The sequence below is a fragment of the Bradyrhizobium sp. AUGA SZCCT0431 genome (assembly GCF_018131065.1).
Classification (GTDB): Bacteria; Pseudomonadota; Alphaproteobacteria; order Rhizobiales; family Xanthobacteraceae; genus Bradyrhizobium.
This window is the reverse complement of the sequence record NZ_JAFCLR010000039.1, coordinates 54,043-76,412: the sequence shown is the minus strand read 5'-3', so window position 1 is coordinate 76,412 and position 22,370 is coordinate 54,043. Positions and strand designations below refer to the sequence as shown.

22 protein-coding genes are annotated in these 22,370 nt (G+C 63.0%); 7 read left to right on the top strand and 15 right to left on the bottom strand.

Translation table 11 applies throughout. The features are described from left to right. Positions 1–46 precede the first annotated feature (46 nt). The 3 genes from JQ567_RS29805 to dnaG all read right to left on the bottom strand — a co-directional run bounded on the left by JQ567_RS29805 (position 47) and on the right by dnaG (position 4,954). Positions 47–427, bottom strand: a complete 381-nt coding sequence (locus JQ567_RS29805) for a thiol-disulfide oxidoreductase DCC family protein (protein ID WP_212442117.1) — start codon at positions 425–427, stop codon at positions 47–49. A 109-nt stretch (positions 428–536) separates the two neighbouring features. Then, complete coding sequence (gene rpoD / locus JQ567_RS29800) at positions 537–2,666, bottom strand: RNA polymerase sigma factor RpoD (protein ID WP_212207706.1); 2,130 nt, start codon at positions 2,664–2,666, stop codon at positions 537–539. A 254-nt stretch (positions 2,667–2,920) separates the two neighbouring features. Further along, the gene (gene dnaG / locus JQ567_RS29795; RefSeq protein WP_212442116.1) at positions 2,921–4,954 is read right to left on the bottom strand and encodes a DNA primase; all 2,034 of its coding nucleotides are present in this window, start codon (positions 4,952–4,954) and stop codon (positions 2,921–2,923) included. A 265-nt stretch (positions 4,955–5,219) separates the two neighbouring features. Here dnaG and JQ567_RS29790 point away from each other — a divergent pair, with 265 nt between their 5' ends. Continuing rightward, a complete protein-coding gene (locus JQ567_RS29790; RefSeq protein WP_212442137.1) occupies positions 5,220–5,786 on the top strand; it encodes a chlorite dismutase family protein in 567 nt (188 codons plus the stop codon). On the opposite strand, the gene JQ567_RS29785 is transcribed toward JQ567_RS29790, so the two are convergent. The 3 genes from JQ567_RS29785 to JQ567_RS29775 all read right to left on the bottom strand — a co-directional run bounded on the left by JQ567_RS29785 (position 5,783) and on the right by JQ567_RS29775 (position 7,965). After that, positions 5,783–6,181, bottom strand: coding sequence for a gamma-glutamylcyclotransferase (locus tag JQ567_RS29785; protein WP_212442136.1), 399 nt, complete (start codon positions 6,179–6,181; stop codon positions 5,783–5,785). The genes JQ567_RS29790 and JQ567_RS29785 overlap by 4 nt on opposite strands. A gap of 69 nt (positions 6,182–6,250) precedes the next feature. Further along, positions 6,251–7,063 carry a transglutaminase family protein gene (locus tag JQ567_RS29780; protein WP_212442115.1) on the bottom strand — a complete coding sequence of 271 codons (813 nt, stop codon included), beginning with the start codon at positions 7,061–7,063 and terminating at the stop codon, positions 6,251–6,253. 2 nt (positions 7,064–7,065) lie between these two features. Further along, complete coding sequence (locus JQ567_RS29775) at positions 7,066–7,965, bottom strand: transglutaminase family protein (RefSeq protein ID WP_212263103.1); 900 nt, start codon at positions 7,963–7,965, stop codon at positions 7,066–7,068. 99 nt (positions 7,966–8,064) lie between these two features. Here JQ567_RS29775 and JQ567_RS29770 point away from each other — a divergent pair, with 99 nt between their 5' ends. Continuing rightward, the gene (locus JQ567_RS29770; RefSeq protein WP_212442114.1) at positions 8,065–8,868 is read left to right on the top strand and encodes an N-formylglutamate amidohydrolase; all 804 of its coding nucleotides are present in this window, start codon (positions 8,065–8,067) and stop codon (positions 8,866–8,868) included. Positions 8,869–8,984: 116 nt separating this feature from the next. On the opposite strand, the gene JQ567_RS29765 is transcribed toward JQ567_RS29770, so the two are convergent. Both JQ567_RS29765 and JQ567_RS29760 read right to left on the bottom strand, forming a co-directional pair. After that, the gene (locus JQ567_RS29765; RefSeq protein ID WP_312017490.1) at positions 8,985–9,959 is read right to left on the bottom strand and encodes a DUF3592 domain-containing protein; all 975 of its coding nucleotides are present in this window, start codon (positions 9,957–9,959) and stop codon (positions 8,985–8,987) included. Positions 9,960–10,026: 67 nt separating this feature from the next. Beyond that, positions 10,027–10,644 (bottom strand): LysE family translocator, encoded by a 618-nt coding sequence (locus tag JQ567_RS29760; RefSeq protein WP_192736723.1) that lies wholly within the window; start codon positions 10,642–10,644, stop codon positions 10,027–10,029. 298 nt (positions 10,645–10,942) lie between these two features. On the opposite strand from JQ567_RS29760, the gene JQ567_RS29755 reads away from it, so the two are divergent. From JQ567_RS29755 to JQ567_RS29740, 4 genes are all read left to right on the top strand, one after another. Continuing rightward, positions 10,943–11,257, top strand: coding sequence for a helix-turn-helix transcriptional regulator (locus JQ567_RS29755; protein ID WP_212442113.1), 315 nt, complete (start codon positions 10,943–10,945; stop codon positions 11,255–11,257). After that, positions 11,250–11,717 (top strand): SRPBCC family protein, encoded by a 468-nt coding sequence (locus JQ567_RS29750; RefSeq protein ID WP_212442112.1) that lies wholly within the window; start codon positions 11,250–11,252, stop codon positions 11,715–11,717. The genes JQ567_RS29755 and JQ567_RS29750 overlap by 8 nt, the downstream gene beginning before the upstream one ends. After that, positions 11,714–12,226 (top strand): SRPBCC family protein, encoded by a 513-nt coding sequence (locus JQ567_RS29745; protein WP_212442111.1) that lies wholly within the window; start codon positions 11,714–11,716, stop codon positions 12,224–12,226. The genes JQ567_RS29750 and JQ567_RS29745 overlap by 4 nt, the downstream gene beginning before the upstream one ends. Before the next feature lie 429 nt (positions 12,227–12,655). Further along, positions 12,656–14,881, top strand: coding sequence for an ATP-binding protein (locus JQ567_RS29740; RefSeq protein ID WP_212442110.1), 2,226 nt, complete (start codon positions 12,656–12,658; stop codon positions 14,879–14,881). 4 nt (positions 14,882–14,885) lie between these two features. Here the strand turns inward: JQ567_RS29740 and JQ567_RS29735 are convergent, their stop codons facing one another. The 7 genes from JQ567_RS29735 to JQ567_RS29705 all read right to left on the bottom strand — a co-directional run bounded on the left by JQ567_RS29735 (position 14,886) and on the right by JQ567_RS29705 (position 20,932). After that, complete coding sequence (locus JQ567_RS29735) at positions 14,886–15,323, bottom strand: hypothetical protein (protein WP_212442109.1); 438 nt, start codon at positions 15,321–15,323, stop codon at positions 14,886–14,888. 2 nt (positions 15,324–15,325) lie between these two features. After that, a complete protein-coding gene (locus JQ567_RS29730) occupies positions 15,326–15,679 on the bottom strand; it encodes a nuclear transport factor 2 family protein (RefSeq protein ID WP_212442134.1) in 354 nt (117 codons plus the stop codon). Between the two features lie 94 nt (positions 15,680–15,773). Further along, positions 15,774–16,244, bottom strand: a complete 471-nt coding sequence (locus JQ567_RS29725) for a MarR family winged helix-turn-helix transcriptional regulator (protein WP_212442108.1) — start codon at positions 16,242–16,244, stop codon at positions 15,774–15,776. A 159-nt stretch (positions 16,245–16,403) separates the two neighbouring features. After that, complete coding sequence (locus JQ567_RS29720) at positions 16,404–18,014, bottom strand: acyl-CoA synthetase (protein ID WP_212442133.1); 1,611 nt, start codon at positions 18,012–18,014, stop codon at positions 16,404–16,406. Positions 18,015–18,071: 57 nt separating this feature from the next. Continuing rightward, entirely contained in the window at positions 18,072–19,595 is a 1,524-nt protein-coding gene (locus JQ567_RS29715) for an FAD-dependent oxidoreductase (protein WP_212442107.1), read from the bottom strand. Positions 19,596–19,661: 66 nt separating this feature from the next. Further along, positions 19,662–20,117, bottom strand: coding sequence for a GatB/YqeY domain-containing protein (locus JQ567_RS29710; protein WP_212442106.1), 456 nt, complete (start codon positions 20,115–20,117; stop codon positions 19,662–19,664). 113 nt (positions 20,118–20,230) lie between these two features. Next, positions 20,231–20,932, bottom strand: coding sequence for an alpha/beta fold hydrolase (locus JQ567_RS29705; RefSeq protein WP_212390184.1), 702 nt, complete (start codon positions 20,930–20,932; stop codon positions 20,231–20,233). 221 nt (positions 20,933–21,153) lie between these two features. Between JQ567_RS29705 and carA the strand changes: the two genes are divergently transcribed. Continuing rightward, positions 21,154–22,344, top strand: coding sequence for a glutamine-hydrolyzing carbamoyl-phosphate synthase small subunit (gene carA, locus JQ567_RS29700; RefSeq protein ID WP_212442105.1), 1,191 nt, complete (start codon positions 21,154–21,156; stop codon positions 22,342–22,344). The last annotated feature ends 26 nt before the right edge of the window (positions 22,345–22,370 follow it).

Here is a 22,370-nt window from a genome sequence, read left to right as displayed (position 1 = left end):
GAGCGCACCACCGCTGCGGGTGCAGTTCAATTCGATCTCGGCGCCCTCACCAATGCCCTTTGCGCCTGTTCCACGCGAACAGGACGTCGGCAAAGCGGTCGTACGTGAACTGCATCACCGGCAGCATCACGCGATTGCCGAACAGTGACGCCAGCCAGCCCTCACCTTTTGTCACACGCCAGATCGCGATCGCCACATCGGCGCCGACGATCAGGCGACCGGCCTCATCGGTCGCATGCAGCCGGCGGCGCACGTCGTCGAGCGAGACGCGGTAGCTCGCGAGCGCTTCGGGTTGTTCGTTGATATCCTTGAACTCAATATCACCGGCGCGGACGGCGGCCAGGAGCTTGTTGCGTTGCCAGTCGATGCCGGCATCGCAGACCGGGCAGCGCGTGTTGTACCAGACGACGAGGCGGTGTTCGCTCATCGTGGCGCGAAGCGCGTGCGGGCTGACGCAAACGCGGCACATATGAAAATGGCGGCCACGAAGGCCGCCATTTCAATGATATGCCGGGATTGCGCCATCGGCAGACCGATCAGTTGTCGAGGAAGCTCCGCAGCTTCCTTGACCGGCTCGGATGCTTCAGCTTGCGCAGCGCCTTCGCCTCGATCTGACGGATACGTTCGCGCGTGACTGAGAACTGCTGGCCGACTTCTTCCAGCGTGTGGTCGGTGTTCATGCCGATGCCAAAGCGCATGCGGAGCACGCGTTCTTCGCGCGGGGTCAGCGAGGCCAGCACGCGCGTGGTGGTCTCGCGCAAATTGGACTGGATCGCGGCGTCGATCGGGAGGATCGCGTTCTTGTCCTCGATGAAATCGCCGAGATGCGAATCTTCCTCGTCACCGACGGGGGTTTCGAGCGAGAGCGGCTCTTTGGCGATCTTGAGAACTTTTCGAACCTTCTCCAAGGGCATGCCGAGCTTTTCGGCGAGCTCTTCCGGGGTCGGTTCGCGGCCGATCTCGTTCAGCATCTGGCGCGAGGTGCGCACGATCTTGTTGATGGTCTCGATCATGTGCACGGGAATGCGGATGGTGCGTGCCTGGTCGGCGATCGAGCGCGTGATCGCCTGCCGGATCCACCATGTCGCATAGGTCGAGAACTTGTAGCCGCGGCGGTATTCGAACTTATCGACCGCCTTCATCAGGCCGATATTGCCTTCCTGGATCAGGTCGAGGAACTGCAGACCGCGGTTGGTGTATTTCTTGGCGATCGAGATGACGAGACGCAAATTCGCCTCGACCATTTCCTTCTTGGCCTGGCGGGCTTCGCGCTCGCCCTTCTGCACGCCGTGCACGATCTTGCGGAATTCGCCGATCTCGAGCCCGGTGAGCGCGGCCAGCGACTGGATCTCGTGGCGCAAATCCTTGATGCGGTCCTTTTCGTGATGGACGAAATTCTTCCAACCTTTGGCGGAGAGTTTCGAGACACGGTTGAGCCAGCGCGGATCCAGCTCCGAGCCTTGGTAGTTGCGCAGGAAGTCTTCGCGCGCGACGCCGTGGCTGTCGCCGAGGCGCAGCAGGCGGCCTTCGAACGAGACCAGGCGCTTGTTGATGTCGTAGAGCTGCTCGACCAGTGAATCGATACGGGCCTGGTTGAGCCGCAGCGACTTCACCTCGACGATGATTTCGTCCTTCAGCTTCTTGTATTTGCGCTCCTGCGAGGGCGACAGCGTCTCGCTCTGCAGCTGGTTGGCAATGTCCTGTTCCTGCAGGCGGCGCAGCTTCTTGTACTCGGAGGCGATCTTGTCGAAGGTCTCGACCACCTTCGGCTTCAGCTCGGCCTCGATGGCCGCGAGCGACATCTGGTTTTCGAACTCGTCGTCGTCCATGTCGCCTTCAGCGGCGGCTTCGGCCGGATCCTTTTCCTCCGTGTCGCCACCGGGCGCGGAGGCAGGGGCGGCACGGAACGGTGTCGCCGACGGCGGGGCGGCCGGCGGCGCGACATGCGCAGGTGCGCCATTGCCGTTGGCAGCCGCGACCGGCTGGCCATCCGGGCCAACGGGCGCCGCCAGCATCGCCGGGTTCATGTTGTTCTTGGCGTCGGGGCCGGCATAGGTCGCTTCGAGATCGATGATGTCGCGAAGGAAGATCTTTCCTTCGTTGAGCTCGTCGCGCCAGATGATGATGGCCTGGAAGGTCAGCGGGCTTTCGCAGAGGCCTGCGATCATCGCCTCGCGGCCGGCCTCGATGCGCTTTGCGATCGCGATTTCGCCCTCGCGCGACAGCAGCTCGACCGTGCCCATCTCGCGCAGGTACATGCGGACGGGATCGTCGGTGCGCTCGCCGGGCTCGGATTTCTTGACCTCGGTGACGGCCTTCTGCGTGACCTCGACAAGCTCGTTGTCGGTCTCGTCGTCGGCCTCTTCCTTCTCGTCCTCAGAGTCGGCCTCTTCGGCTTCGGACACGTTGATGCCCATGTCCGACAGCATCGACATGATGTCTTCGATCTGTTCGGGCGAGGTGGTGTCGGAAGGCAAAACTTCGTTGAGCTGATCGAAGGTCACGAAGCCGCGCTTCTTGGCCTGCTTGATCATCTTCTTGACGGCGGCATCCGACAGATCGAGCAACGGTGACGGCGCGTCCGGCGAGTCCTTCTCGGGGGCGTCCGCTGCCTTGTCGTCTTTTTCCTTGTCTTTAACCTGCAGCGTCTTTGCCTTGGTGGCCATTCATCAAGCTCCCGAAACGCGCTCATGCAGGATGCGGCCGCCGCACCTGCAAAGATTACGAAAGTAAGTCACGACGCGGAAAGGGCGGCGCAGACTGTCGCCACCCCGAATCCCCGTTTCGCCGGTTATGTCTACTAGCCGTAAGGCTCTTAAGCTTCGCTTAACCCTGTTTTTGCAGCCAAACCATGGGTTTGGCGAGTCTTTTAACGGCTCCGGCATGAGCCGTCCGCATCATTTTTTCATCTGACGCTTAATCAGACGCTTTGCCGGAACCGGCCTGAAAGCTCGCCAAAACCCTCAATCAGGGCCTCGGTGCCGTCCAGCGACTCCAAACGGGCGCTGACGTCCTTTAACCACGCCAGATGGGCCTCGCTGGGGTCCTCGCCCAGGGCCAGCTCGGCATCCTTCTTTTCCCTAAGTAAGGCGTGTGTTTTCTGATGCAAGGCAACGAGTTGCTGCCAAGTGGAAAGAACGTCCTCGCGGGCGGCGCCGATCTGCACGCCCCAGACCGCCCCGGTCGTGATCGCGCTGCCAACCCTTTGAAGAACTTGCGAAAATCCGCGCGCTTCGAGATCGGCGCGCATTTTCTCGGCCTGTTCTTCGACATCGGGGGAATGGTGATGGTCGCTGGCAAAGGCCGCGATAATACCGGCGCGGAGCTTGTTGGCCTCCGGATGGGCCAGTTCCAGGGCCGCCACCTCCTCCAGATGGTCGTGCAATAACCAGGGGTGGTTGATCAGGGACTGCAGAATCAGCGCCTCGCGGCGCGACATCGCGCTGCGCTGGCCGCGCATGATCGGGCTATTGGCAAGCTGGGGGCTCGCGGCCTGGTAGGGGCCGCGGTTGATGGTCTGGCTGGCGGAGTTCGCCTGCCCGCGGCCGCCATAGGGCGCCGCCCGGCCCGCCGGGCCCGGGGTGAAGGAGGCGCGGGAGGCAAAACGGCGGCCTGATTCGCCGGGCCGGCCACCGAAATTGCCGCCGCCGAAATTGCCGCGGCCATAACCGCCGCGGCCGCCTTCGGGAGCAAAGGTGTTGCGAAGCCGCTCGGAGAGATCCTGGCGATAATAGCGCCGCACCACTTCGTCGCGGATGCCGTTCGAGAGTTCGCCGATCCGCGCTTCCAGCGCCGCGCGCCGCTCCGGCGTTGCAAAGGTGCCGCCTTCGATCTCGCGCGACCACACGATATCGGCGAGACCACGCGCCGCCGAAATGACTTCCTCGATCGCGGCGCGGCCGCCGGAGCGCGCGAGGTCGTCGGGGTCCTGTCCCTCGGGCAGCAGCGCGAAGCGCAGACTTTTTCCGGGCTTGAGATGCGGCAGCGCGAGATCCGCGGCGCGCCACGCCGCTTTCTGTCCGGCCTTGTCGCCGTCGAAACAGAGGATCGGCTCGTCCGCCATCTTCCACAGCAGCATCAACTGGTTTTCGGTCAGCGCGGTGCCGAGCGGCGCGACGCTGGCTTTGAAGCCAGTGGTGACCATCGCGATGACGTCGACATAGCCCTCGACCACGATGAGCGGCGCGCCGTCATGCGTGGCCTGGCGTGCGGTGGCGAGGTTGTAGAGATTGTCGCCCTTGTGAAACAGCGGGGTTTCCGGCGAATTCATGTATTTGGCGGGAACGTCCTTTTCCAGCGCCCGGCCGCCGAAGGCGATGACGCGGTTGCGGACATCGGTGATGGGAAACATCACGCGGTCGCGGAATTTGTCGTACGGCACCGGGATATCTTCGCCGCCGTTGAGCAGCCCCGCCTCGACCATGTCCTCGGTCGGGATGCCCTGAGCGCCCAAATATTCCTTCAGCGCAAAGCGTTCGCCGGGCGCGTAACCAATGCGGAATTGCAGCTGCGTCGCCGGCGAAATCGCGCGGTCGGCCAGATAGCCGCGCGCCTTGGCGCCGCCCCGCGAAGCCAGCGTGTCGGCGAAGAATTTGGCGGCGAGCTCCATCACGTCATACAGCGTCTTGCGGCGCTGCTCGTGTCTCGCCGCATCCGGCGTCACCGCCGGGAGCGCCATGCCGGCCATCGAGGCGAGGCGCTCGACAGCCTCGGTAAAACCGACGCCCTCGGTCTCCATCAAAAACGAGATGATGTCGCCATGCTTGCCGGAGGAGAAGTCGTGGTAAAAACCCTTCTGGTCGTTGACCGTGAAGGACGGCGACTTCTCCTGCTGGAACGGCGACAGCCCCTTCCACTCCCTTCCTGCCTTCTTCAGCTTGACGCGCCGGCCCACGACTTCCGAGACCAGAAGCCGGGCACGCAGTTCGTCGAGGAATTGGGGCGTAAAGCGCATGGGTGAATTGGGGCCTGATTCGCTGGGCCGGATTCTAGCAGTTGGCCAACCGGCCATGGATACAGGGACGCCGCGGTAAAATACGAAGGTAATCGGGATTCTCGCCGCTATTCACAGCCTCCCTCCCCGTCATTCCGGGACACGCGCAGCGTGGACCCGGAATCTCGAGATTCCCCGGTGCACAATTGCGCACCTGAGGTTCGCTTCGCGCCCCGGAATGACCGGCAAACTTGCAACTCTTCCGGTTCCACGCTTCCATGTCGCCATGTTCACGACCTTCAGAGGCGGGCAAAGCGGGGCCTGGCAGGTGGTGTCGCAGGCCGCGGTCAAGGGCGCGGGGCTGTTGCGCACGCCAGCGCTCTCCGTCGTCCATTCCGCCTCGATCGCGCTGCCGATCCTGCCCTCGCAGACCTCCTGGCGGCTCGCCGGGGTCGCCAGCCATGTGCGCTATACCGAGCGCGCCGAGAAGGAAAAGCTGGTGGCGGTGCAGGCCGGGCTCGGCCGCCCCGAAGCGACCCGCGCGGCGCTGATCCCGATCAAGAAGAACGCCGCGTGGTGGGACCTGACGCAGGAAGAGCGGCGCGGGATTTTCGAGGACAAGTCGCAGCACATCGCCGCCAGCCTGAAATATCTCCCCGCGATCGCCCGCCAGCTCTATCACTGCCGCGACTTAGGCGAGCCCTTCGATTTCCTGGCCTGGTTCGAATACGACGCTGCGAATGCCGCGCTGTTCGATGAACTGGTCGCGATGCTGCGCGCGACCGAGGAATGGACGTATGTCGAGCGCGAGGTCGATGTGCGGCTGGAGCAGGAACCGCTGGGGGCGGGTTAATTTTCGAGGAAGCGCCCCGAAGCGATGCGCGGCAGGCCGGTGACCGGCCAGTTATAGACATACGTCCACGCCTCGCTCGCAGAGCCGTCATCGAGCGTGACGTTCAGCATCTGCCGCACATATTCGGTCGGCGCCTGAAAGCCCGGGCCGCAGGCCTCATACATGTCGAACTCGCCGAGCAACGCATCGCGGTCGCGCAGGCGATACAGTTCGCCGGACACGATGTCATCAGGATCGTCCGACAGCACCAGTCCCGGATAATGCTTGATGAGATAGAGCCGGCCGCGGCACCTGGCCTCGCCGATGAAGTCGGCGCTGCGCGACAGCAGCTTCGCCATCGGATGGTCGAAGCCGCGCATCAGGGTGCCGTAGACGAACAGACGATCTGAAATCATGGCGGTGTTCATATCGTCATTCCGGGGCGATGCGAAGCATCGAACCCGGAATGACGCGGGCACCGACAACTAAGCCACCACCACCTCGTCGCTGACGACGACGAATTTGACGAGGTCCATCCGGCCAAAACTCGTGGTCAGCGCGACGTCGGCGGCGTCGCGGCCGGCGCCCATCAGGATGCGGCCGATCCGCGGGTGATTGTGCCGCGCGTCGAAGGTGTACCACTGGCCGGAGAGGTAAACCTGAAACCAGCCGGAGAAATCCATCGGCGCGGGATCCGGCGGAATGCCGATGTCACCCATATAGCCGGTGCAATAGCGCGCCGGGATGTTCATGCAGCGGCAGAACGTCAGCGCCAGATGCGCAAAATCGCGGCACACGCCGGCGCCCTGCTCGTAGACGTCGTGCGCCGATTTCATGTGATGCGCGTGCTCGTAGCCGAAGGTGACATGGTTGTGGACGAACTCGACGATCGCCTGCACCCGCGCCCAGCCCTCGGGCGTGTTGCCGAACAGCGACCATGCGATGTCGGTGAGCTTGTCGGTCTCGCAATAGCGGCTCGGCATCAGATATTGCAGCACCTCGTCCGGCAACTGGTCGATCGGGATCTGCTGCGCGGTCGGCATCACAATGTCAGGCAGGCCGGAATCGCGCACCAGCGCGCTGCCGCGCAACGCCACGCCGCCGCTAGGCGCCACCAGCCGACCGCAGACATTGCCGAAGATGTCGCGATAAAAACCGATCGGCACGTCAGGCTCGGCGACGATGCGCTCGGTGCCGACGATGTCGGAGAAGCGCGACGGGTGGATCGAGAGCATGATCACCATCGGCGTCGGCTGCACGGCAGCATAGGCGATCTCGAAGCCGACCTTGATCTCCATGATCAGACCTTTTCCGCCTGCGCTTCGTCAATGACGGATACGACGTTGATATTGACCTCCATGCCGACAAAGGCGTCAGCCGAGCCGAGATAGGCGCCGTGCAGCGGGATGGCCTGGCGCGGATCGCGCGCTACCGCCACACGAATGAGGTCGCGGGTGCCGATGATGCCATTGGTCGGATCGAACTCGATCCAGCCCGCGCTCGGCAGATAGACCTGCACCCATGCATGCGTCGAGCCGCCGCCGACATAACCATGCGCACTGTCGCCGGGAATGAAGAGATAGCCGGACACGAATCGCGCGGCGATGCCGAGCCGCCGCAGCGCCTCGATCATGAACAGCGCATAGTCGCGGCAGGTGCCCGACTTCGTCTGCAGCGTATCGAGAGGATGCTGTGTGCCCTGTTCGTGACGCTTGCGATAGGTGAAAGCTTCGCGGATGCCATGGGTCATGCCGCTGAGAATGTTGTAGGTCCGCGTCGGCCCGTCGGATTCGAGAAATCCCCGCGCCCAGAACGACAGATCCCCGTTGGGATCGCCATATTGCGGCGTGATGAACTGCACCAGGTCGGGAAATTCTTCGTCATCGTACTGGAAGGGATAGAAGTAGGCCGGGTCATCCGCGGTCAGCGCGAATTCTTCCGCCGGGTTGTGCTCGATCGTAGCCATCGAAGTGAACGACAGCGTCTGCGCGCGCTCGTCGAAGGTCGCGATCGCAACGCTGTTGCCGAACACGTCATGGATCCAGCGCAGCTGCATCGGCTGCGGCTCGATCTCGAGGCTGCCGGACAGCACGCGCAGATCATGGCCGTCGCGCGGACGCAGCATGATGCGGTGTTCGCCGAACGCCACCGGGTGCGTGTAGCGATATACGGTCTTGTGGTGAATCGTGAGTAACGGCATCGTCAAACAATCATCGTGATTTTGGGCCGGCTAATCTATACAAAAACCTGCTCATTTGTAGGCCGATATGCCGCTTCGATAGGCAATGCGTAAGGAAAAATGGTTTTGAACCACGTCGGCGACACATCATTACTCTTGGGATCTCAGGATGTTCCCCCAGTCCGCGAATATAATGCCGAGGGACGCTCGCCGTTTCTGCTCACTTGTGACCACTACGGACGGCTGATTCCGCAAGCGCTCGGCGATCTCGGATTGCCGGAAGGCGAGCTCGTGCGGCACATCGCCTGGGACATCGGCATCGCCGGGGTTGCCGAGATGCTCTCAAAGCATCTCGGCGCGCATCTGATCGTGCAGCGCTATTCGCGGCTGGTGATCGACTGCAACCGCCCGCCTGATGTCGCAAGCTCGATCCCGCTCATCAGTGAAACCACGACGATCCCCGGCAATGAAGGCATTTCGCGAGAAGCCGCGGAATTGCGCCGAACGCAGATCTTCGATCCCTATCACCGCCGTATCGGCGCGATCATCGACGCGCGCCGGCAACGGAAGGTGCCGACGATATTGGTTTCGCTGCACAGCTTCACACCGGTTTATGCCGGCATCGCGCGCCCCTGGCACATCGGCACGCTCTATCAGCGCGACAAGCTATTGCCGCCGCTGCTGCTGCAATTGCTGCGCGCGGAGCCTGACCTGGTGGTCGGCGACAACGAACCCTACGCGGTCAGCGACGACACCGACCACACCATCCCCGTTCACGCCGAGGCCCGCGGCCTGATGAACACGGGAATCGAAATCCGTCAGGACCTGATTTCGGATCAAGCCGGCGAGAAAGCGTGGGCCGACCGGCTGGCGCGGATTCTTGGTGAGATCGAGACGATTTTTCGGTCGCGGCAGGTGATTTAGATTTTCTCCCCACACAGACGCTACGTTCCCTCTCCCTAGCCCTAAGAGCGAGCTTCGCTCGTCTCGACCCCGCAAGGGGGGAGGGAGCACATCGAGCGCGCCGCATATGCTGTGACTCAACCGTGCACCGCCGTGTAATAGGTGAGTCCCGCAAACCCGAGCACCAGCAGCCACAGGAACCACACGAACGATGCGCGCGGCTCCAGCGTGGCTTCGGATGGATTCGCCGGATTGACCCAGACCTTGACCCTGGCGCCGTCCTGATAAGGCGGCGTGAGTTTTCGCGTCAGCCAGTCCGAGCTCGACGCGACGTTGCTGGCGAGGGTTGCGTGCGTGCCGGTGTAGGACTGGTCGTTGTAAGTGTACGTGTAAGACACCTTGCGCTGATACATGATTAGCCCGCGCCGCCCGTCATCGGTTGGCGCGGCGCGATATTGCTCGAGACCGGACAGCTTGATGATGCCGGATACCACCGGCCATTTCCCGGCGAGCTGTGCCTGCCGGTGCATCGCGAGCGCGAACAGCGCAGTGACGCTGCCGAACGCGCCGAAGGCAATGCCCAATGGCGACGCCGTCGGATGGGGCAGCATCGTGGCGACGAATTCGCTCAGTTTGTTCAGCCCGATCGCCGAGCCGAACACGATCACGAGCGTGATCGCGGTGCCGATGCCGAGGCAGCCCCAAAGCCCCTTGGGCAGATCGCGTTCCAGCACCGCTTCCTTTGGATGCAGCGGATTGCAATAGACCGTCACGTCGGCGCCGACCGGATATCTGGCGATGGTCTCGGCGACCTCGAAATTGCCGAGGTCCTCGCCGATGCTGACGCGGTTGTTGCGCAGCGTTTTGCCGGCCACGGAATATTCGTATATGATGTTGGCGAAGTTGCGCTGCTCGGTGCGATAGCCGCCTTCCCGGTTGCTGTCGATCACCCTGACCTCGCGCACCTGGGCGTGCGAGGCCACGATCTTTCCGGCCGCCGACGGCCATTCGCGGGCGGCACGCACCTGCAGCGTCTTGTAGACCGCGGCCGCGAGCAACAGCCCGAGCGGCGCGAGCAGCATCGCAAAGACGAACCAGGGCAGATCGGGCACGAAGATTTTTCCTCAGACGACGGCGCGTTGCATTAGACGCGTCATCGCCGCCCGCGGTTCAAGCGTGCTACTTTGCCCGGGTCAGCGCCAGCCAGATGCCGCCGCCGATCATGAAGCCGCCTGAGATCCGCGACACCAGCCGTGTGCGCTCCGCCGAGAAGAAAAGCCGGGCCCGGCCGGCGAGCAGCGCATAGACCGCGTCGGTCATGGCGGCAGTCACCATGAACGTCGCGCCGAGCAGCGCCACTTGCGGGAAGTGGTCCTGCTTCATGTCCATGAACTGCGGGATAAAGGCGCCGAAGAACACCAGCACCTTGGGGTTCGAGAGCAGCACCAGAAAACCCTGCAGGAAGAAGCCGCCGCGCGGCGGCGGTGGCGGCTCGTCTGATTTGATGCCCTCCACCGGCTCACGAACCAGCTTGATGCCGAGCCAGATCAGATAGGCCGCGCCGGCGAAACGCACCCAGTCGAACCAGTAGCCCATCGTCGCCATCAGCGAGGTCAGGCCGACCGCGACGATGCCGATCACGATGGCGAGGCCGACCTGGGCGCCGGCGACATTGATCAGCGCCGCGCGGGTGCCGTGGCGCAGGCCGTTGGCGATGATGAGCGTGACCACCGGACCCGGCAGCAGCGCCAGCGCGATGCAGGCGGCGACGAAAGCGAGATAGACCTGGAGGGACATGGGGGAACTCGGGGTGGGAGGGAGCTTGCGCCATTAATGCACGTGAACGGGGGAGATGGAAGGGAGTGCATTCTTCCTTCTCTCCTTGTGGGAGAAGGTGGCGCGCGAAGCGCGCCGGATGAGGGGTCTGTCTCCGCGGATAGAAACCCCTCATCCGCCTTCGCTTCGCGAAGGCACCTTCTCCCACAAGGGGAGAAGGGAAGAAAGGCAACCTCGCCGTCCCCCATCGCAACCTCCAACCAACGCGCCAAAACCACGCCCTTGACATGCAACCATCTGGTTGCCTATTATTCCTGCCATGGATGAGGTCTTCCGAGCGCTTGCCGATGCCTCGCGACGCGCGTTGCTGGACAGGCTTCATGCCAGGAACGGACAAACATTGGGCGAACTATGCGACGGCCTCGCCATGACGCGGCAGGCCGTAACCAAGCACCTTGGAATCCTCGAGGCGGCCAACCTCGTCACCACGCTCAGGCATGGCCGCGAGAAGCTGCACTATCTGAACCCGGTTCCGATCCATCAGATCGGCGAACGCTGGATCAAAAAATTCGAGCGCGGGAAACTTGTCGCGCTCAGCGAATTGAAACGGCAACTGGAGAAGCGTGATGAGTAAGCCGGAATTCGTCTATGTCACCTATATCGAGACCACGCCGGAAAAATTGTGGCAGGCGCTGACCTCAAGCGAGTTCACGAAACGCTATTGGTGGAATACGTCGGTGGTCTCGGACTGGAAGGTCGGCTCGCCGTTCTCGCTAGTGATGGACGGAACCACCACCGACGTCGGCGAGGTCCTCGAATTCGATCCGCCCAGACGGCTTTCCTACACCTTCCATCACATCCTCAGCGAGGCCGCGCGCAAGGAGCGGCCGACCAAGGTCGTCTTCACGCTGGAGCCGCATGCCAAGCTCGTGAAATTGACGCTGACGCATGAAGACTTCGAACCTGGCAGCGTAATCCTTGACGGCATCTCCAAGGGATGGCCCGCCATCCTTTCCAGCCTCAAGAGCATGCTGGAATCCGGCACCGCATTGACGATTCCTCCCTCCTGCCTCGGCATCGAGGGCGCGTCATGAACATCGACAAATTCAAACCTGCGATCGTCTACACCATCTACATCGCTGCCACGCCGGAGAAGGTTTGGCAGGCGCTGACGTCGGCCGAGTTCAGCCGGCAGTATTTTTTCGGCTTTGCGATCGAGGCCGACCTGAAGATCGGGGGCGCTTTCATCGCCCGCGCGCCTGACGGTTCGGTGCATATCAGCGGCGAGGTGATCGAATGCGATCCGCCACGGAAATTGACGGTGACCTGGAACGTCAACTGGCCGGCACTGGTGGAAAAACTCGGGCCCACGCTCGTGACCTACGAGATCGAGCTGTCGGGCGAGATGGTGAAGCTGACGATGCTGCAATCGCACGACCGCACCATCAGCGACGATATCCTCGCCGGCGGCCGCCAGGGCTGGCCGGCGATCCTCTCCAGCCTCAAGAGCGTGCTGGAGACGGGTCAGCCGCTCGCGATCAAGATGGCGCCGCCACAGCGCATGCTGGACGCGCTGAAGGAAATGGGGATCGGGACGCCGTAGTGCCGGCACACAATGCTCGTCGTCCCGTTGAACTTCTTTCGTCGTCCCGGCGAACGCCGGGACCCATACGCCGCGGCGTTCGTTGTTGAGGAAGTATCTAACACCTGCGCTCTCATCGATGGGCCGCGGCGTATGGGTCCCCCGATGCGCAATTGCGCATCTGAGCTCAAGGCCGGGACGACGGTGGAGGTTGGCGCTATCCCAACGCCACACCACACGCCCTCCCCCATCACCCGCCCTGATTGCGATAGCCGAACAGAGTCTGTAGGGTCGCTTCGAGGGATTCCAATAGAAGCCATTTGAAAACTGCCGGCCCGGTTTGTCGCAAGGGGCATTTGCCATCCCCCGGCGGACGCAGCGGCACACGATTGCCGCACATTATTAGTTAAAAATGAAACTGTCTGATTCGAGCGCGAAAATTACCGACCGATGAGCCTGCGCACCCGGCTACTGATACTCGTTATCGCGGCCATGCTGGTGCCGGCCATCCTCGTGGGACTGCGCTTCGCTCAAAATCGCGCCAGCGAAGTCAACGCGGCGCTCGCCAATTTGTCGGCAACGGCCGACGATATTTCCAAGGATCTGGACGAGAAAATTCAGGGCACGGCGCAGCTTCACTATGGCCTGGCCCGCGCCCGCGACCTCGACACGTCAGACAAGGTGGCGTGTTCGGCCTTCCTCTCCGCGGTGCGCGAGGAATACCCGCAGTTCACCGGCATCCTGACCATCACGCCTGATGGCGCCCTGTTCTGCGACTCGCTGCGGACCAACCGCACCCTCGACTTGCGGGACCGCGCCTATTTCAAGCAGGCCCTGACGGCGCACGGAATCGTCACGCTGGAGCCCGTGTTCGGCAGGCTGACCGGGACCTCCGTGCTGCAGATCGCGTACCCCACCCGCACGGAATCCGGCGAGCTGAAATTCATCCTGCTCGCGTCGTTCAACTTGCGCAAATTCGCCGAGTACGACAACCGCCTCCTGAACGGCAAAGACGTGCTGCTGGTTGACAGGAAAGGCACCGTCCTGGTTGCCCCGCAGGGAAAGGGATGGACCGAGCCCGCAGGTGCATCGATCGCAAACTCGGACCTGTTCCGGTTTGCCGCTGCAGCGAATCACGAACCCTTCCACGAGATGAAGGACGCTGAGGGCCGAACCCACGTTTGGGCCGTCGCCCGCTCGCCATCGATCCGGGATGCCGGCCTCTATATCCTGGTGGGACTATCCAAGGACGGCCTGGTTGCCGCCGCCAACCGCCGCGTCTACGAGGATCTGGCGATGCTTGCGGTGGCCTCGCTGCTGCTGCTCGCGGGCGTCTGGCTGCTGGCGACATTGGGCGTCGGCCGTCAGGTCGGACGGCTCGCCGGGATGGCGCGGCGGCTCGGACTTGGCGACTTGAGCGCGCGGATTCCCGAGCCGCATCCACGCGGCGAACTGGGCGGGCTGATGACGCTGCTCAACGGCACCGCCGAGTCGCTCGAGCGGCAGCGCGCCGCCATCGACGAGCTCGATCAAAAGCTCAGCCAATCCCAGAAGATGGAGGCGATGGGCCAACTCACCGGCGGCGTCGCGCACGATTTCAACAATCTCTTGACCGTCATCCTGGGCAACGCGGAATACCTCGCCGAGAAGCTGGCCGCGAACCGGGAACTGCACAGCATCGCCGACAGCATCGCCACCGCCGCCGAGCGCGGCTCGGACCTCACAAGGAGCCTGCTCGCCTTCGCACGCAAGCAGCCGTTGACGCCGCAGGACATCGACATCGGCCAGAAAATTTTCGGCATGGAACAATTGTTGCGGCGGACCCTGGGCGAACATATCGAATGCGAATTCCTGCTCGATCGGGACTTGTGGCGCGCCAGCGTCGATCCCGGTCAGTTGGCGTCCGCGCTGCTCAATCTGGTGCTGAACGCGCGCGATGCGATGCCGCAGGGCGGCAAGCTGACGGTCGAGGTCCGCAATATCGCGCTCGATGAATCCGACCTCGACGTCAATGGCGAGGCCCGGCCCGGCGATTACGTCGAGGTGGCCGTGACCGATACCGGCAGCGGCATGATTGCCGAAGTGGCCAGCCGCGCCTTCGAGCCGTTCTTTACCACCAAGGAGGTGGGCAAAGGCACGGGCCTCGGCCTCAGCATGGTCTATGGGTTTGCAAAACAATCCGGCGGCGCGATGCAAATACGCTCCGAGCCGGGACATGGCACCGCCGTCAGGCTTTTCTTCCCCCGCATCGATGCGCCGCACAGAGGCGCCGCGCCGCCCGCTGACCAGCTCGCCGTGCATGCCGGCACCGAGACCATTCTCGTTGTCGAGGACAATGACCTGGTGCGTGCGTATGTTGAAAAGGAGCTGAAGGAGCTTGGCTATCGCGTCATCGTGACGCGCAACGGGCGCGAGGCGCTGGAAGTATTGCGCCAAAGCAGCGAGATCGACCTGCTGTTTACGGATGTCGTGATGCCCGGCGGCATGTTCGGACCAGAGCTTGCCAGGGAAGCATCGCGGCTGCGGCCCGAACTCAAGGTGCTCTTCACTTCCGGCTACACCGAACATCCGGTCCAGCCGCTCGACGGCCTCGACAGTGAAGCGAAAATTCTGAACAAGCCGTACCGGCGAAACGACCTGGCGCTGATGCTGCGGTTGGTGCTGAAGGGGAGTTGAGCGGCTAGGAGGACAGGAGCAGGAAGACCACGACAAGATTTGCCACGAACAGTACCGCGTCGATGACAAAGATCCGGAGCATCGGGCCCTTCAACACGGGCCAGTATGCCACCCCGACGCGTCCCCCGCGCATCAGGACCGGAAGGTTATAGGCGAACTGACTGAAGTGACACGCGGCAAAGAACAGGAATAACGCAAGCTGCGCGTCATCAGCCCCAAAGAAGGGCGGCCGGGCCAATAGATACAGCGACAGCAGGCCGATTGGCAGATTGATCCCGCCCAGGAACGCCACGCTGGCCGACAAGGTTGGCGCGATCGGATTTCCGCGCTCCTCCCGGGGCACCAGTATTTTCAGCGTATTGCTCTGGGCAATGCTGAACTGGATGAACGCGCCGCCGAACCAGAGTGTGTTGAGAAGCAGAACGAAATCCGAAAATCGCATGACTATTTTCCGTAGAAGGCCTCGCTGCGCACCACACGGCCCGCAGCGTCGAAGTCCATGAACTCGCTGGCGCGCGTGTCGCCCAGTTGCCACCAGACCGTCAGGCGCGCGATCGTGCCGTCCCAGCTCCAGCTCAGGACTTTAAGGTCCGCGCTCTCGATGTGTCCGTAAGCCTTGCGCCAGTAGGCGCGAATGTTTTCGGCGCCCGCGACCACAGGGGAATCCGTCAGTTTGAGCGCCAAGGGGGAGCGCATCTCCGCTTTTTCAGCAAAGTGCGAGACGACAGCGTCGATATCAACCTTGCACCAGCTTGCGCACCACGCCTCGACAAAGCGTCCGGCGGCTGCCCGGTCCATCGTCTGTTTGCTCAAGCTCCCGCACCTCCCCGGCATCACTGCAGAGAAAGTTGTCACCGCACGATCCTAAAGTCAACTATATTGACCTTAGAAATCAATTGTTGTCAGCGATAGCCCCCATGACGGCCATCCACGCGGCAGCGCCACGGGGTCCGACACGATCAAACGCCTCGCTCACGACCTTGCGCTCGTAGTCCGATGCCCGCTGTTCCGTGCGTTTTCCTGCTTCCGTCAGCCGCAGCAATTTGGAGCGATGCTGCTCGGGCGACCGCTTCGAGGTCAGCATCTTGCGCTCCAGCAGCAGGTTGAGCGGCCGGTTCAAGGCTTGTTTGGATATGCCGAGAATTTCAATCAGCGAACCGATCGAGACGTCGGGCTGCCTGGCAACCACGTAGAGAATGCGGTGGTGCGGGCGTGACAGGCCAACGGTCGCAAGATACTGATCGGCGGCAAGCGTCATCCCGCGCCAGCCGTAATACATCAGCTCCAGCGCCGCGTCCAAATCATGGAGTTTCTTGAGCGAGGCGCGGTGCAAGCCCGCGGCGTGAGGCACAGTTTTTTGCATTTTCCTACCGCAAAGAATTGACCGAAGAGAGTCTAGAGCCCTTTCCGTTCCGATGGAATCGGAACGGGGCTCCAGATTTTTGATTTGACGCGTTTTCTTGACGCGAACCGGTGTCCACCCCCGGATCAAGTCCGAGGGCATGCTTCGCTGGAAAACGCTCTACCCCAGTGCCCGCAATTCGCGTCGCAGCACCTTGCCGGTCGCGGTCATCGGGAGGCTTTCCGCGAACTGCACGAAGCGCGGATATTCGTGGGCGGCGAGTTGTACCTTGACGAATTCCTGGATCTCACGCGCCAGCGCGTCACTGGGCGCAAAGCCCGGACGCAGCACGATCCAGGCCTTGATCGATTCGGTACGGATCGGATCGGGAATGCCGACGACCGCCGACATCGCCACCGCCGGGTGCTTCATCAACGTGTGCTCGATCTCCGACGGCCCGACGCGATAGCCGGCCGTGGTGATGACGTCGTCCTCCCGGCTGACATACCAGAAATAGCCGTCCTCATCCTGGACGCCGAGATCGCCGGTCAGCAAAAACTCGCCGGCATACTTCTTCGCAGTCGCTTCCGGATTGCGCCAATATTCGATCATGGTGCACGGACAAGGCTGGCGAACGCCGATGACGCCGCGGGTGCCACGCGGCAGCTCCTCGCCCTGGTCATTGACAATGCGGACGTCAAAACCGGGGGTCGCCCGGCCCATCGAACCCGGCCTGATCGGAAACAGTTTGGAATTGCTGCCGATGACGAGATTGCATTCGGTCTGGCCGAACACTTCATGGGCATCGACGCCGAAAGTCGCGCGCACCCAGTCGAGCAGTTCGCCGCCGAGCGACTCGCCGCCGGTGAAGATGCTGCGCAGGTTTACGCCGGAATGCTTGACGTCGGCGATCCGCATCAGTTTCAGCGCCGTCGGCGGCAGGAACACGTTGCGGATGCCGTGATCGGCCATGACAGCCATCGCCGCCTGCGGCTCGAATTTGCGTGCGCGGTGCCCGACCAGCGGCACGCCGTGATACCAGAAGGCAAACAGGCCGTTGATCAGCCCGCCGATCCAGGCCCAGTCCGCCGGCGTCCACATCAGGTCGCCGGGTTTGGGAATGAAGTCGTGGCACATCTCGACATTCGGCAGATGGCCGAGCACGACGCGGTGCGCGTGCAGCGCGCCCTTGGGATTTCCCGTGGTGCCCGAGGTGTAGATGATCAGGCCGGGATCGTCGGCCGACGTATCGACGGTCGCAAAATCCGGTGATGCGGCTTTCAACGAAGACCAGAACGGCTTGGTGCCCGCGGGCGCGCGATCGCCGATCACATAGATGGTTTTCAGCTCCGGCAGGCGGTCGCGGATCTTTGCGAGCTTGTCCCAGCCGGCCTCGTCGGTGATGACAGCCTTGGCCTCGGAATTACCGAGACGAAACTCCAGCGCGTCCTCGCCGAACAGCGCGAACAGGGGAATCGAGATCAGGCCGGAGCGAAACGCCGCCAGATGCGCGATCGGCAATTCCAGCGATTGCGACAGGAACACCGCGACGCGGTCGCCGCGCACAAGGCCATCGGCTTTCAGCACATTCGCGAAACGCCGCGACATGTCCGCGACCTCGTCAAACGAGGTCCGCGTCGCCGTGCCGTCCTCGTCGATATAGATCAGCGCAAGGCGGCCAGAGCCATCGGCATGACGGTCGCAGCACGCGGTTGCGATGTTGAACCGCGCCGGGATATCCCAGCGGAAGTTGCGATAGAGTTCGTCATAGGTGGCGGCTTCGGTGAGCATGCGTGCCAGATTAGACCATTGCCGCTGCGGCACAAACCCCTCCGGTGCGGAAGCGGTTCAGTGCGGCGCCCGCTCCATTGCAAGCTCCGCCTCAAGGCTTGCGGCATCGCGATAGATCGAGGCGACCGCGAGCACGCGGCCGCGGCTTTTGTAGTGCAGCAGACAATCCTTCGCGGCGATATTGCCGTCTACCACGATCTCGTCCCACTTCTCGGCGTGACCGACATAGTTGATCGGCACGTCGTAATGCTGGCTCCAGAAGAACGGAACGGCGTCGAATACTTCGCGCTGTCCCAACATGTTGCGTGCGGCGGTCTGGCCCTGGCGTTCCGCCACCGCCCAGTGCTCGACGCGAATCCGTTCGCCGGAATGAGGATCGGGCCAACGCGCAATATCGCCGGCCGCGTAGATGCCCGGGGCGCTGGTCTCAAGATAGGCATTCACCGTGACGCCGCGATCGACCGCAAGTCCGGCCTTTTCGGCCAGAGCGAGGCGCGGACGCACGCCGACGCCGACCACCACGACGTCGGCCTCCAGCACGCCGCCGCTCTTCAGCGTCGCGCGCTTGCCCTCGATCGCCGTGACCGTATCGCCAAGGTGAAAGATGACGCCGTGCTCTTCATGCAGCGCGCGGACGAAATCTCCCATCTCGGGCCCGAGCACGCGCTCCATCGGCCGCTGCTCCAGCCCGACCACGTGGACTTCGAGGTTTTTGGCCCGTAGCGACGCCGCCGCCTCAAGCCCGATAAAACTTGCGCCGATCACAAGCGCCCGACGTGCGCCGTCAGCCGATGCAATGATCGCACGGCAATCGTCCAGCGAGCGCAGCACATGGACGTGAGGCTGGTCCGCACCTGAGATCGGCAGGCGCACCGGCTCCGCGCCGGTCGCCAACAGCAACCGGTCATAGGGAATGACTTCGCCGCCCAACACGACCACGTTCCGGGTCTTGGTATCGATCGACGTGACCTCGGCCTTGACTCGCAGATCGATCGCCGCGTCAGTGTAAAAACTGTCGGGCTTCAACGGCAGCCAATCCTCCGGCGCGCTGCCGGCGAGAAAATCCTTCGACAGGTTCGGCCGATCGACAGGCGGCGCTGCCTCGTTGCTCAGCATCACGATGCCGCCCCGATAGTCCTGCCGTCGCAACATCTCGGCCGCGGCAAACCCCGCCGCCCCACCGCCAACAATGACGATCTTGCCGGGCGCATCGACAGCACCCTTCACGCGCGGTTTGGGCTGCTCGGATTTTTGCCGGACGAAAATGCGGTCGCCTTCGCGCTCGACCTTCCAGATCGCGATCGGATTGAGCGCGGGGGCGCGCGCGGCCTCGCCGGTGCGGAGATCGAAACAGGCGTGATGCCAGGGACAGCGGATGCTCTCGCCCGTCACGAGCCCTTCCGCGAGCGGGCCATGGTAGTGACTGCAATACGGGTCGATCGCGAAGATCTCGGAGCCCGCCCGCACCAGCACGACTTCCTCATCGCCGACATGGCCGAGCAGCGTCGGGCCGGAGAATTCAGTGAGCGCGATGCCTTTTGACAGTTCAGGGCCGGCGGGAGGGGCTTTTTGGTCGGCCATGTTGTCCTCCGCTGCGTGACCCCTATCAATCCGCGGCCTGGCCGATCAGTTCCAACGCGCGCGGCCTCACCCCGCGAGCGCCGCCTTCACCAAACCGCTGGCTTTTCCAAAATCCATCTGGCCGGCGTATTTCGCCTTCAGCACCGCGATCACCTTGCCCATGTCCTTCATCCCGGCAGCGCCGGTTTCAGTGACCGCGGCCGATATCGCCGCCTTGACGTCCTCCTCCGACATCTGCTTCGGCAAGTAAGCGGAGATCACCGCGATCTCCTCGCGCTCCTGCGCGGCGAGTTCGGCGCGGCCGCCCTTGTCGTAGAGTTCGACGGATTCCTGGCGCTGCTTGATCATCTTCTGGAACACGCCGAGCAGGTCGGCATCGCTGAGCGGCGGCTTGCCCTCCCCGCGTGCGGCGATGTCGGCGTTCTTGATGGTCGAATTAACCATGCGCAGCGTGGACAGCTTGCGCTCGTCCTTGGCCCGCATCGCGTCCTTGACCGCATTGTTGATGTCGTCGCGCAGCATTTTCGTATCCTTTGGCTTCAACGCCCTGATCTAAGCGTTTCGCGCCGTTGAAACAACTCAGTTTTGACGCGTTTTCTTTACGCGAACCGGTATCCACTTCGCTTGAAAACGCTTTAGCTCCGAAGCCATTCCGTCAGCGCGTCGGCGGTCTCCTGCGGCGCTTCCACCTGTGGCAGGTGACCGCAATTGGCCAGCACCACCAGTTTGGCCCCGGGAATGCCGCTCGCCATCTCCATCGAGAGCGAGTTCGGGATGGTGTTGTCCTGGTCGCCGGTCAGCACCAGCGTCGGACATCTGATCCACGCCAGCGTGGGGCGCGAATCCGGCCGCCCGATCACGGCGGTCTGCTGGCGGACGAACGCCTCCGGCCCGATATCGTCGCCCATGTCATGGACAAGCTGGCGCAACGCGGCATCGCCCTGCCGCGACGGGTGCACGAAGCCGGGAAACAGCTCGTCGAGCACGGCGCGGTATTCGCCGCCTTTTGCACGGGCGATCATGCCCTGGCGGCGGGTCGTTGCCTCGCCGGTGTCGGGTCGCGCCTGGGTGCTGATCAACGCCAGCTTCGCCACCCGCTCGGGCGCCTGCCGCATGATCTCGAAGGCGATGTAGCCGCCCATGGAATGCCCGGCGAGCGCAAAGCGCGGCGGCGCCTCGGCCAGGATCCGCCGCGCGATCGCGCCCATATTGTCGTCGCGCTTGTGGTTGGCGACCGTCACGGGCCCCAACTGCCACAGGGCCGGCACCACGGGCCCAAACAGCCGCGGCGAGCACGCGAGACCCGGAACGAGCAGGATCGGCATCGTATTGTCCATGCGGACTCCTGATTGGGCGCTTTGGGGTGCAAAGCGGCCCTAGCTTCTTGTTTTGACGCGTTTTCTTGACGCGAACCGGCGTCCACTTCGCTCGAAAACGCTATGAAATGGGAACTCCAGATTAGGCTGGTGGCACAGCCTGTCAAATATGCAGTGAAACGCGTGTGAATCCGCGTTTTTGGGGTTCACGCGGCGGGGTACGCCGACTATGTAATGCGCTCATGACAATCCCTGAAAACTCGTCAGCCTGGCCGGACCTCAAACCGACCGCGCTCCTCGTGCTCGCCGATGGCACCGTACTGGAAGGCTTTGGCCTCGGCGCGGAAGGCCAGGCGGTCGGCGAAGTCTGCTTCAACACCGCGATGACCGGTTATGAGGAGATCCTCACCGATCCCTCCTATGCCGGACAGCTCATCACCTTCACTTTCCCGCATATCGGCAACGTCGGCACCAACGACGAGGATATCGAGACGGTGAACATGGCGGCGACGCCGGGTGCGCGCGGCGTGATCCTGCGCTCCGCCATCACAGATCCCTCGAACTACCGCTCGGCAAAACATCTCGACGGATGGCTGAGGGCGCGCGGCATCATCGGCCTTTCCGGCATCGACACCCGCGCGCTGACCGCGCTGATCCGCTCCAAGGGCATGCCCAACGCCGTGATCGCACACGCCAAGGACGGCAAGTTCGACCTGCACGGCCTCAAGGAAGAAGCGCGCGAATGGCCCGGCCTCGAAGGCATGGACCTGGTGCCGATGGTGACTTCCGCCCAGCGCTTCACCTGGGACGAGACGCCGTGGGCCTGGGAAAAGGGCTTTGGCCGCCAGACCGCGCCCGAATTCAACGTGGTCGCGATCGATTACGGCATCAAGCGCAACATCCTGCGGCTGCTCGCCGGCGAGGGCTGCAAGATCACCGTGGTGCCGGCGACGACATCAGCCGAAGACATTCTGGCGATGAAGCCGGACGGCGTGTTTCTCTCTAACGGCCCCGGCGATCCCGCCGCGACCGGCAAATACGCGGTGCCTGTGATCAAGCAGGTGATCGATTCGGGCACGCCGACCTTCGGCATCTGTCTCGGCCATCAGATGCTGGGCCTCGCCGTCGGCGCCAGGACCAAGAAGATGCATCAGGGCCATCACGGCGCCAATCATCCGGTCAAGGACGAGACCACCGGCAAGGTTGAAATCACGTCCATGAACCACGGCTTTGCGGTGGACCAGGACACGCTGCCCAAGGGCGCCACCCAAACCCACATCTCGCTGTTCGACGGCTCCAATTGCGGCATCCAGCTCGACGGCAAGCCGGTATTCTCGGTGCAGTACCACCCGGAAGCCTCACCCGGGCCGCGGGATTCTCACTACCTGTTCAAGCGGTTCGCGGATCTGATGCGGGCGAACAAGAATGGCTAAGGCCCTCTGTCGCCGCCACCGTCATT

Coding starts and splice junctions, on each gene's coding strand:
- JQ567_RS29710 (WP_212442106.1), bottom strand. CDS start 20,117: ATGCTGCGCGACGACATCAACAATGCGGTCAAGGACGCGATGCGGGCC.
- JQ567_RS29745 (WP_212442111.1), top strand. CDS start 11,714: ATGAACATCGACAAATTCAAACCTGCGATCGTCTACACCATCTACATC.
- JQ567_RS29775 (WP_212263103.1), bottom strand. CDS start 7,965: ATGCCGTTACTCACGATTCACCACAAGACCGTATATCGCTACACGCAC.
- rpoD (WP_212207706.1), bottom strand. CDS start 2,666: ATGGCCACCAAGGCAAAGACGCTGCAGGTTAAAGACAAGGAAAAAGAC.
- JQ567_RS29715 (WP_212442107.1), bottom strand. CDS start 19,595: ATGGCCGACCAAAAAGCCCCTCCCGCCGGCCCTGAACTGTCAAAAGGC.
- JQ567_RS29730 (WP_212442134.1), bottom strand. CDS start 15,679: ATGGACCGGGCAGCCGCCGGACGCTTTGTCGAGGCGTGGTGCGCAAGC.
- JQ567_RS29735 (WP_212442109.1), bottom strand. CDS start 15,323: ATGCGATTTTCGGATTTCGTTCTGCTTCTCAACACACTCTGGTTCGGC.
- JQ567_RS29770 (WP_212442114.1), top strand. CDS start 8,065: ATGGTTTTGAACCACGTCGGCGACACATCATTACTCTTGGGATCTCAG.
- carA (WP_212442105.1), top strand. CDS start 21,154: ATGACAATCCCTGAAAACTCGTCAGCCTGGCCGGACCTCAAACCGACC.
- JQ567_RS29790 (WP_212442137.1), top strand. CDS start 5,220: ATGTTCACGACCTTCAGAGGCGGGCAAAGCGGGGCCTGGCAGGTGGTG.
- JQ567_RS29760 (WP_192736723.1), bottom strand. CDS start 10,644: ATGTCCCTCCAGGTCTATCTCGCTTTCGTCGCCGCCTGCATCGCGCTG.
- JQ567_RS29725 (WP_212442108.1), bottom strand. CDS start 16,244: ATGCAAAAAACTGTGCCTCACGCCGCGGGCTTGCACCGCGCCTCGCTC.
- JQ567_RS29720 (WP_212442133.1), bottom strand. CDS start 18,014: ATGCTCACCGAAGCCGCCACCTATGACGAACTCTATCGCAACTTCCGC.
- JQ567_RS29780 (WP_212442115.1), bottom strand. CDS start 7,063: ATGGAGATCAAGGTCGGCTTCGAGATCGCCTATGCTGCCGTGCAGCCG.
- dnaG (WP_212442116.1), bottom strand. CDS start 4,954: ATGCGCTTTACGCCCCAATTCCTCGACGAACTGCGTGCCCGGCTTCTG.
- JQ567_RS29750 (WP_212442112.1), top strand. CDS start 11,250: ATGAGTAAGCCGGAATTCGTCTATGTCACCTATATCGAGACCACGCCG.
- JQ567_RS29705 (WP_212390184.1), bottom strand. CDS start 20,932: ATGGACAATACGATGCCGATCCTGCTCGTTCCGGGTCTCGCGTGCTCG.
- JQ567_RS29805 (WP_212442117.1), bottom strand. CDS start 427: ATGAGCGAACACCGCCTCGTCGTCTGGTACAACACGCGCTGCCCGGTC.
- JQ567_RS29785 (WP_212442136.1), bottom strand. CDS start 6,181: ATGATTTCAGATCGTCTGTTCGTCTACGGCACCCTGATGCGCGGCTTC.
- JQ567_RS29755 (WP_212442113.1), top strand. CDS start 10,943: ATGGATGAGGTCTTCCGAGCGCTTGCCGATGCCTCGCGACGCGCGTTG.
- JQ567_RS29740 (WP_212442110.1), top strand. CDS start 12,656: ATGAGCCTGCGCACCCGGCTACTGATACTCGTTATCGCGGCCATGCTG.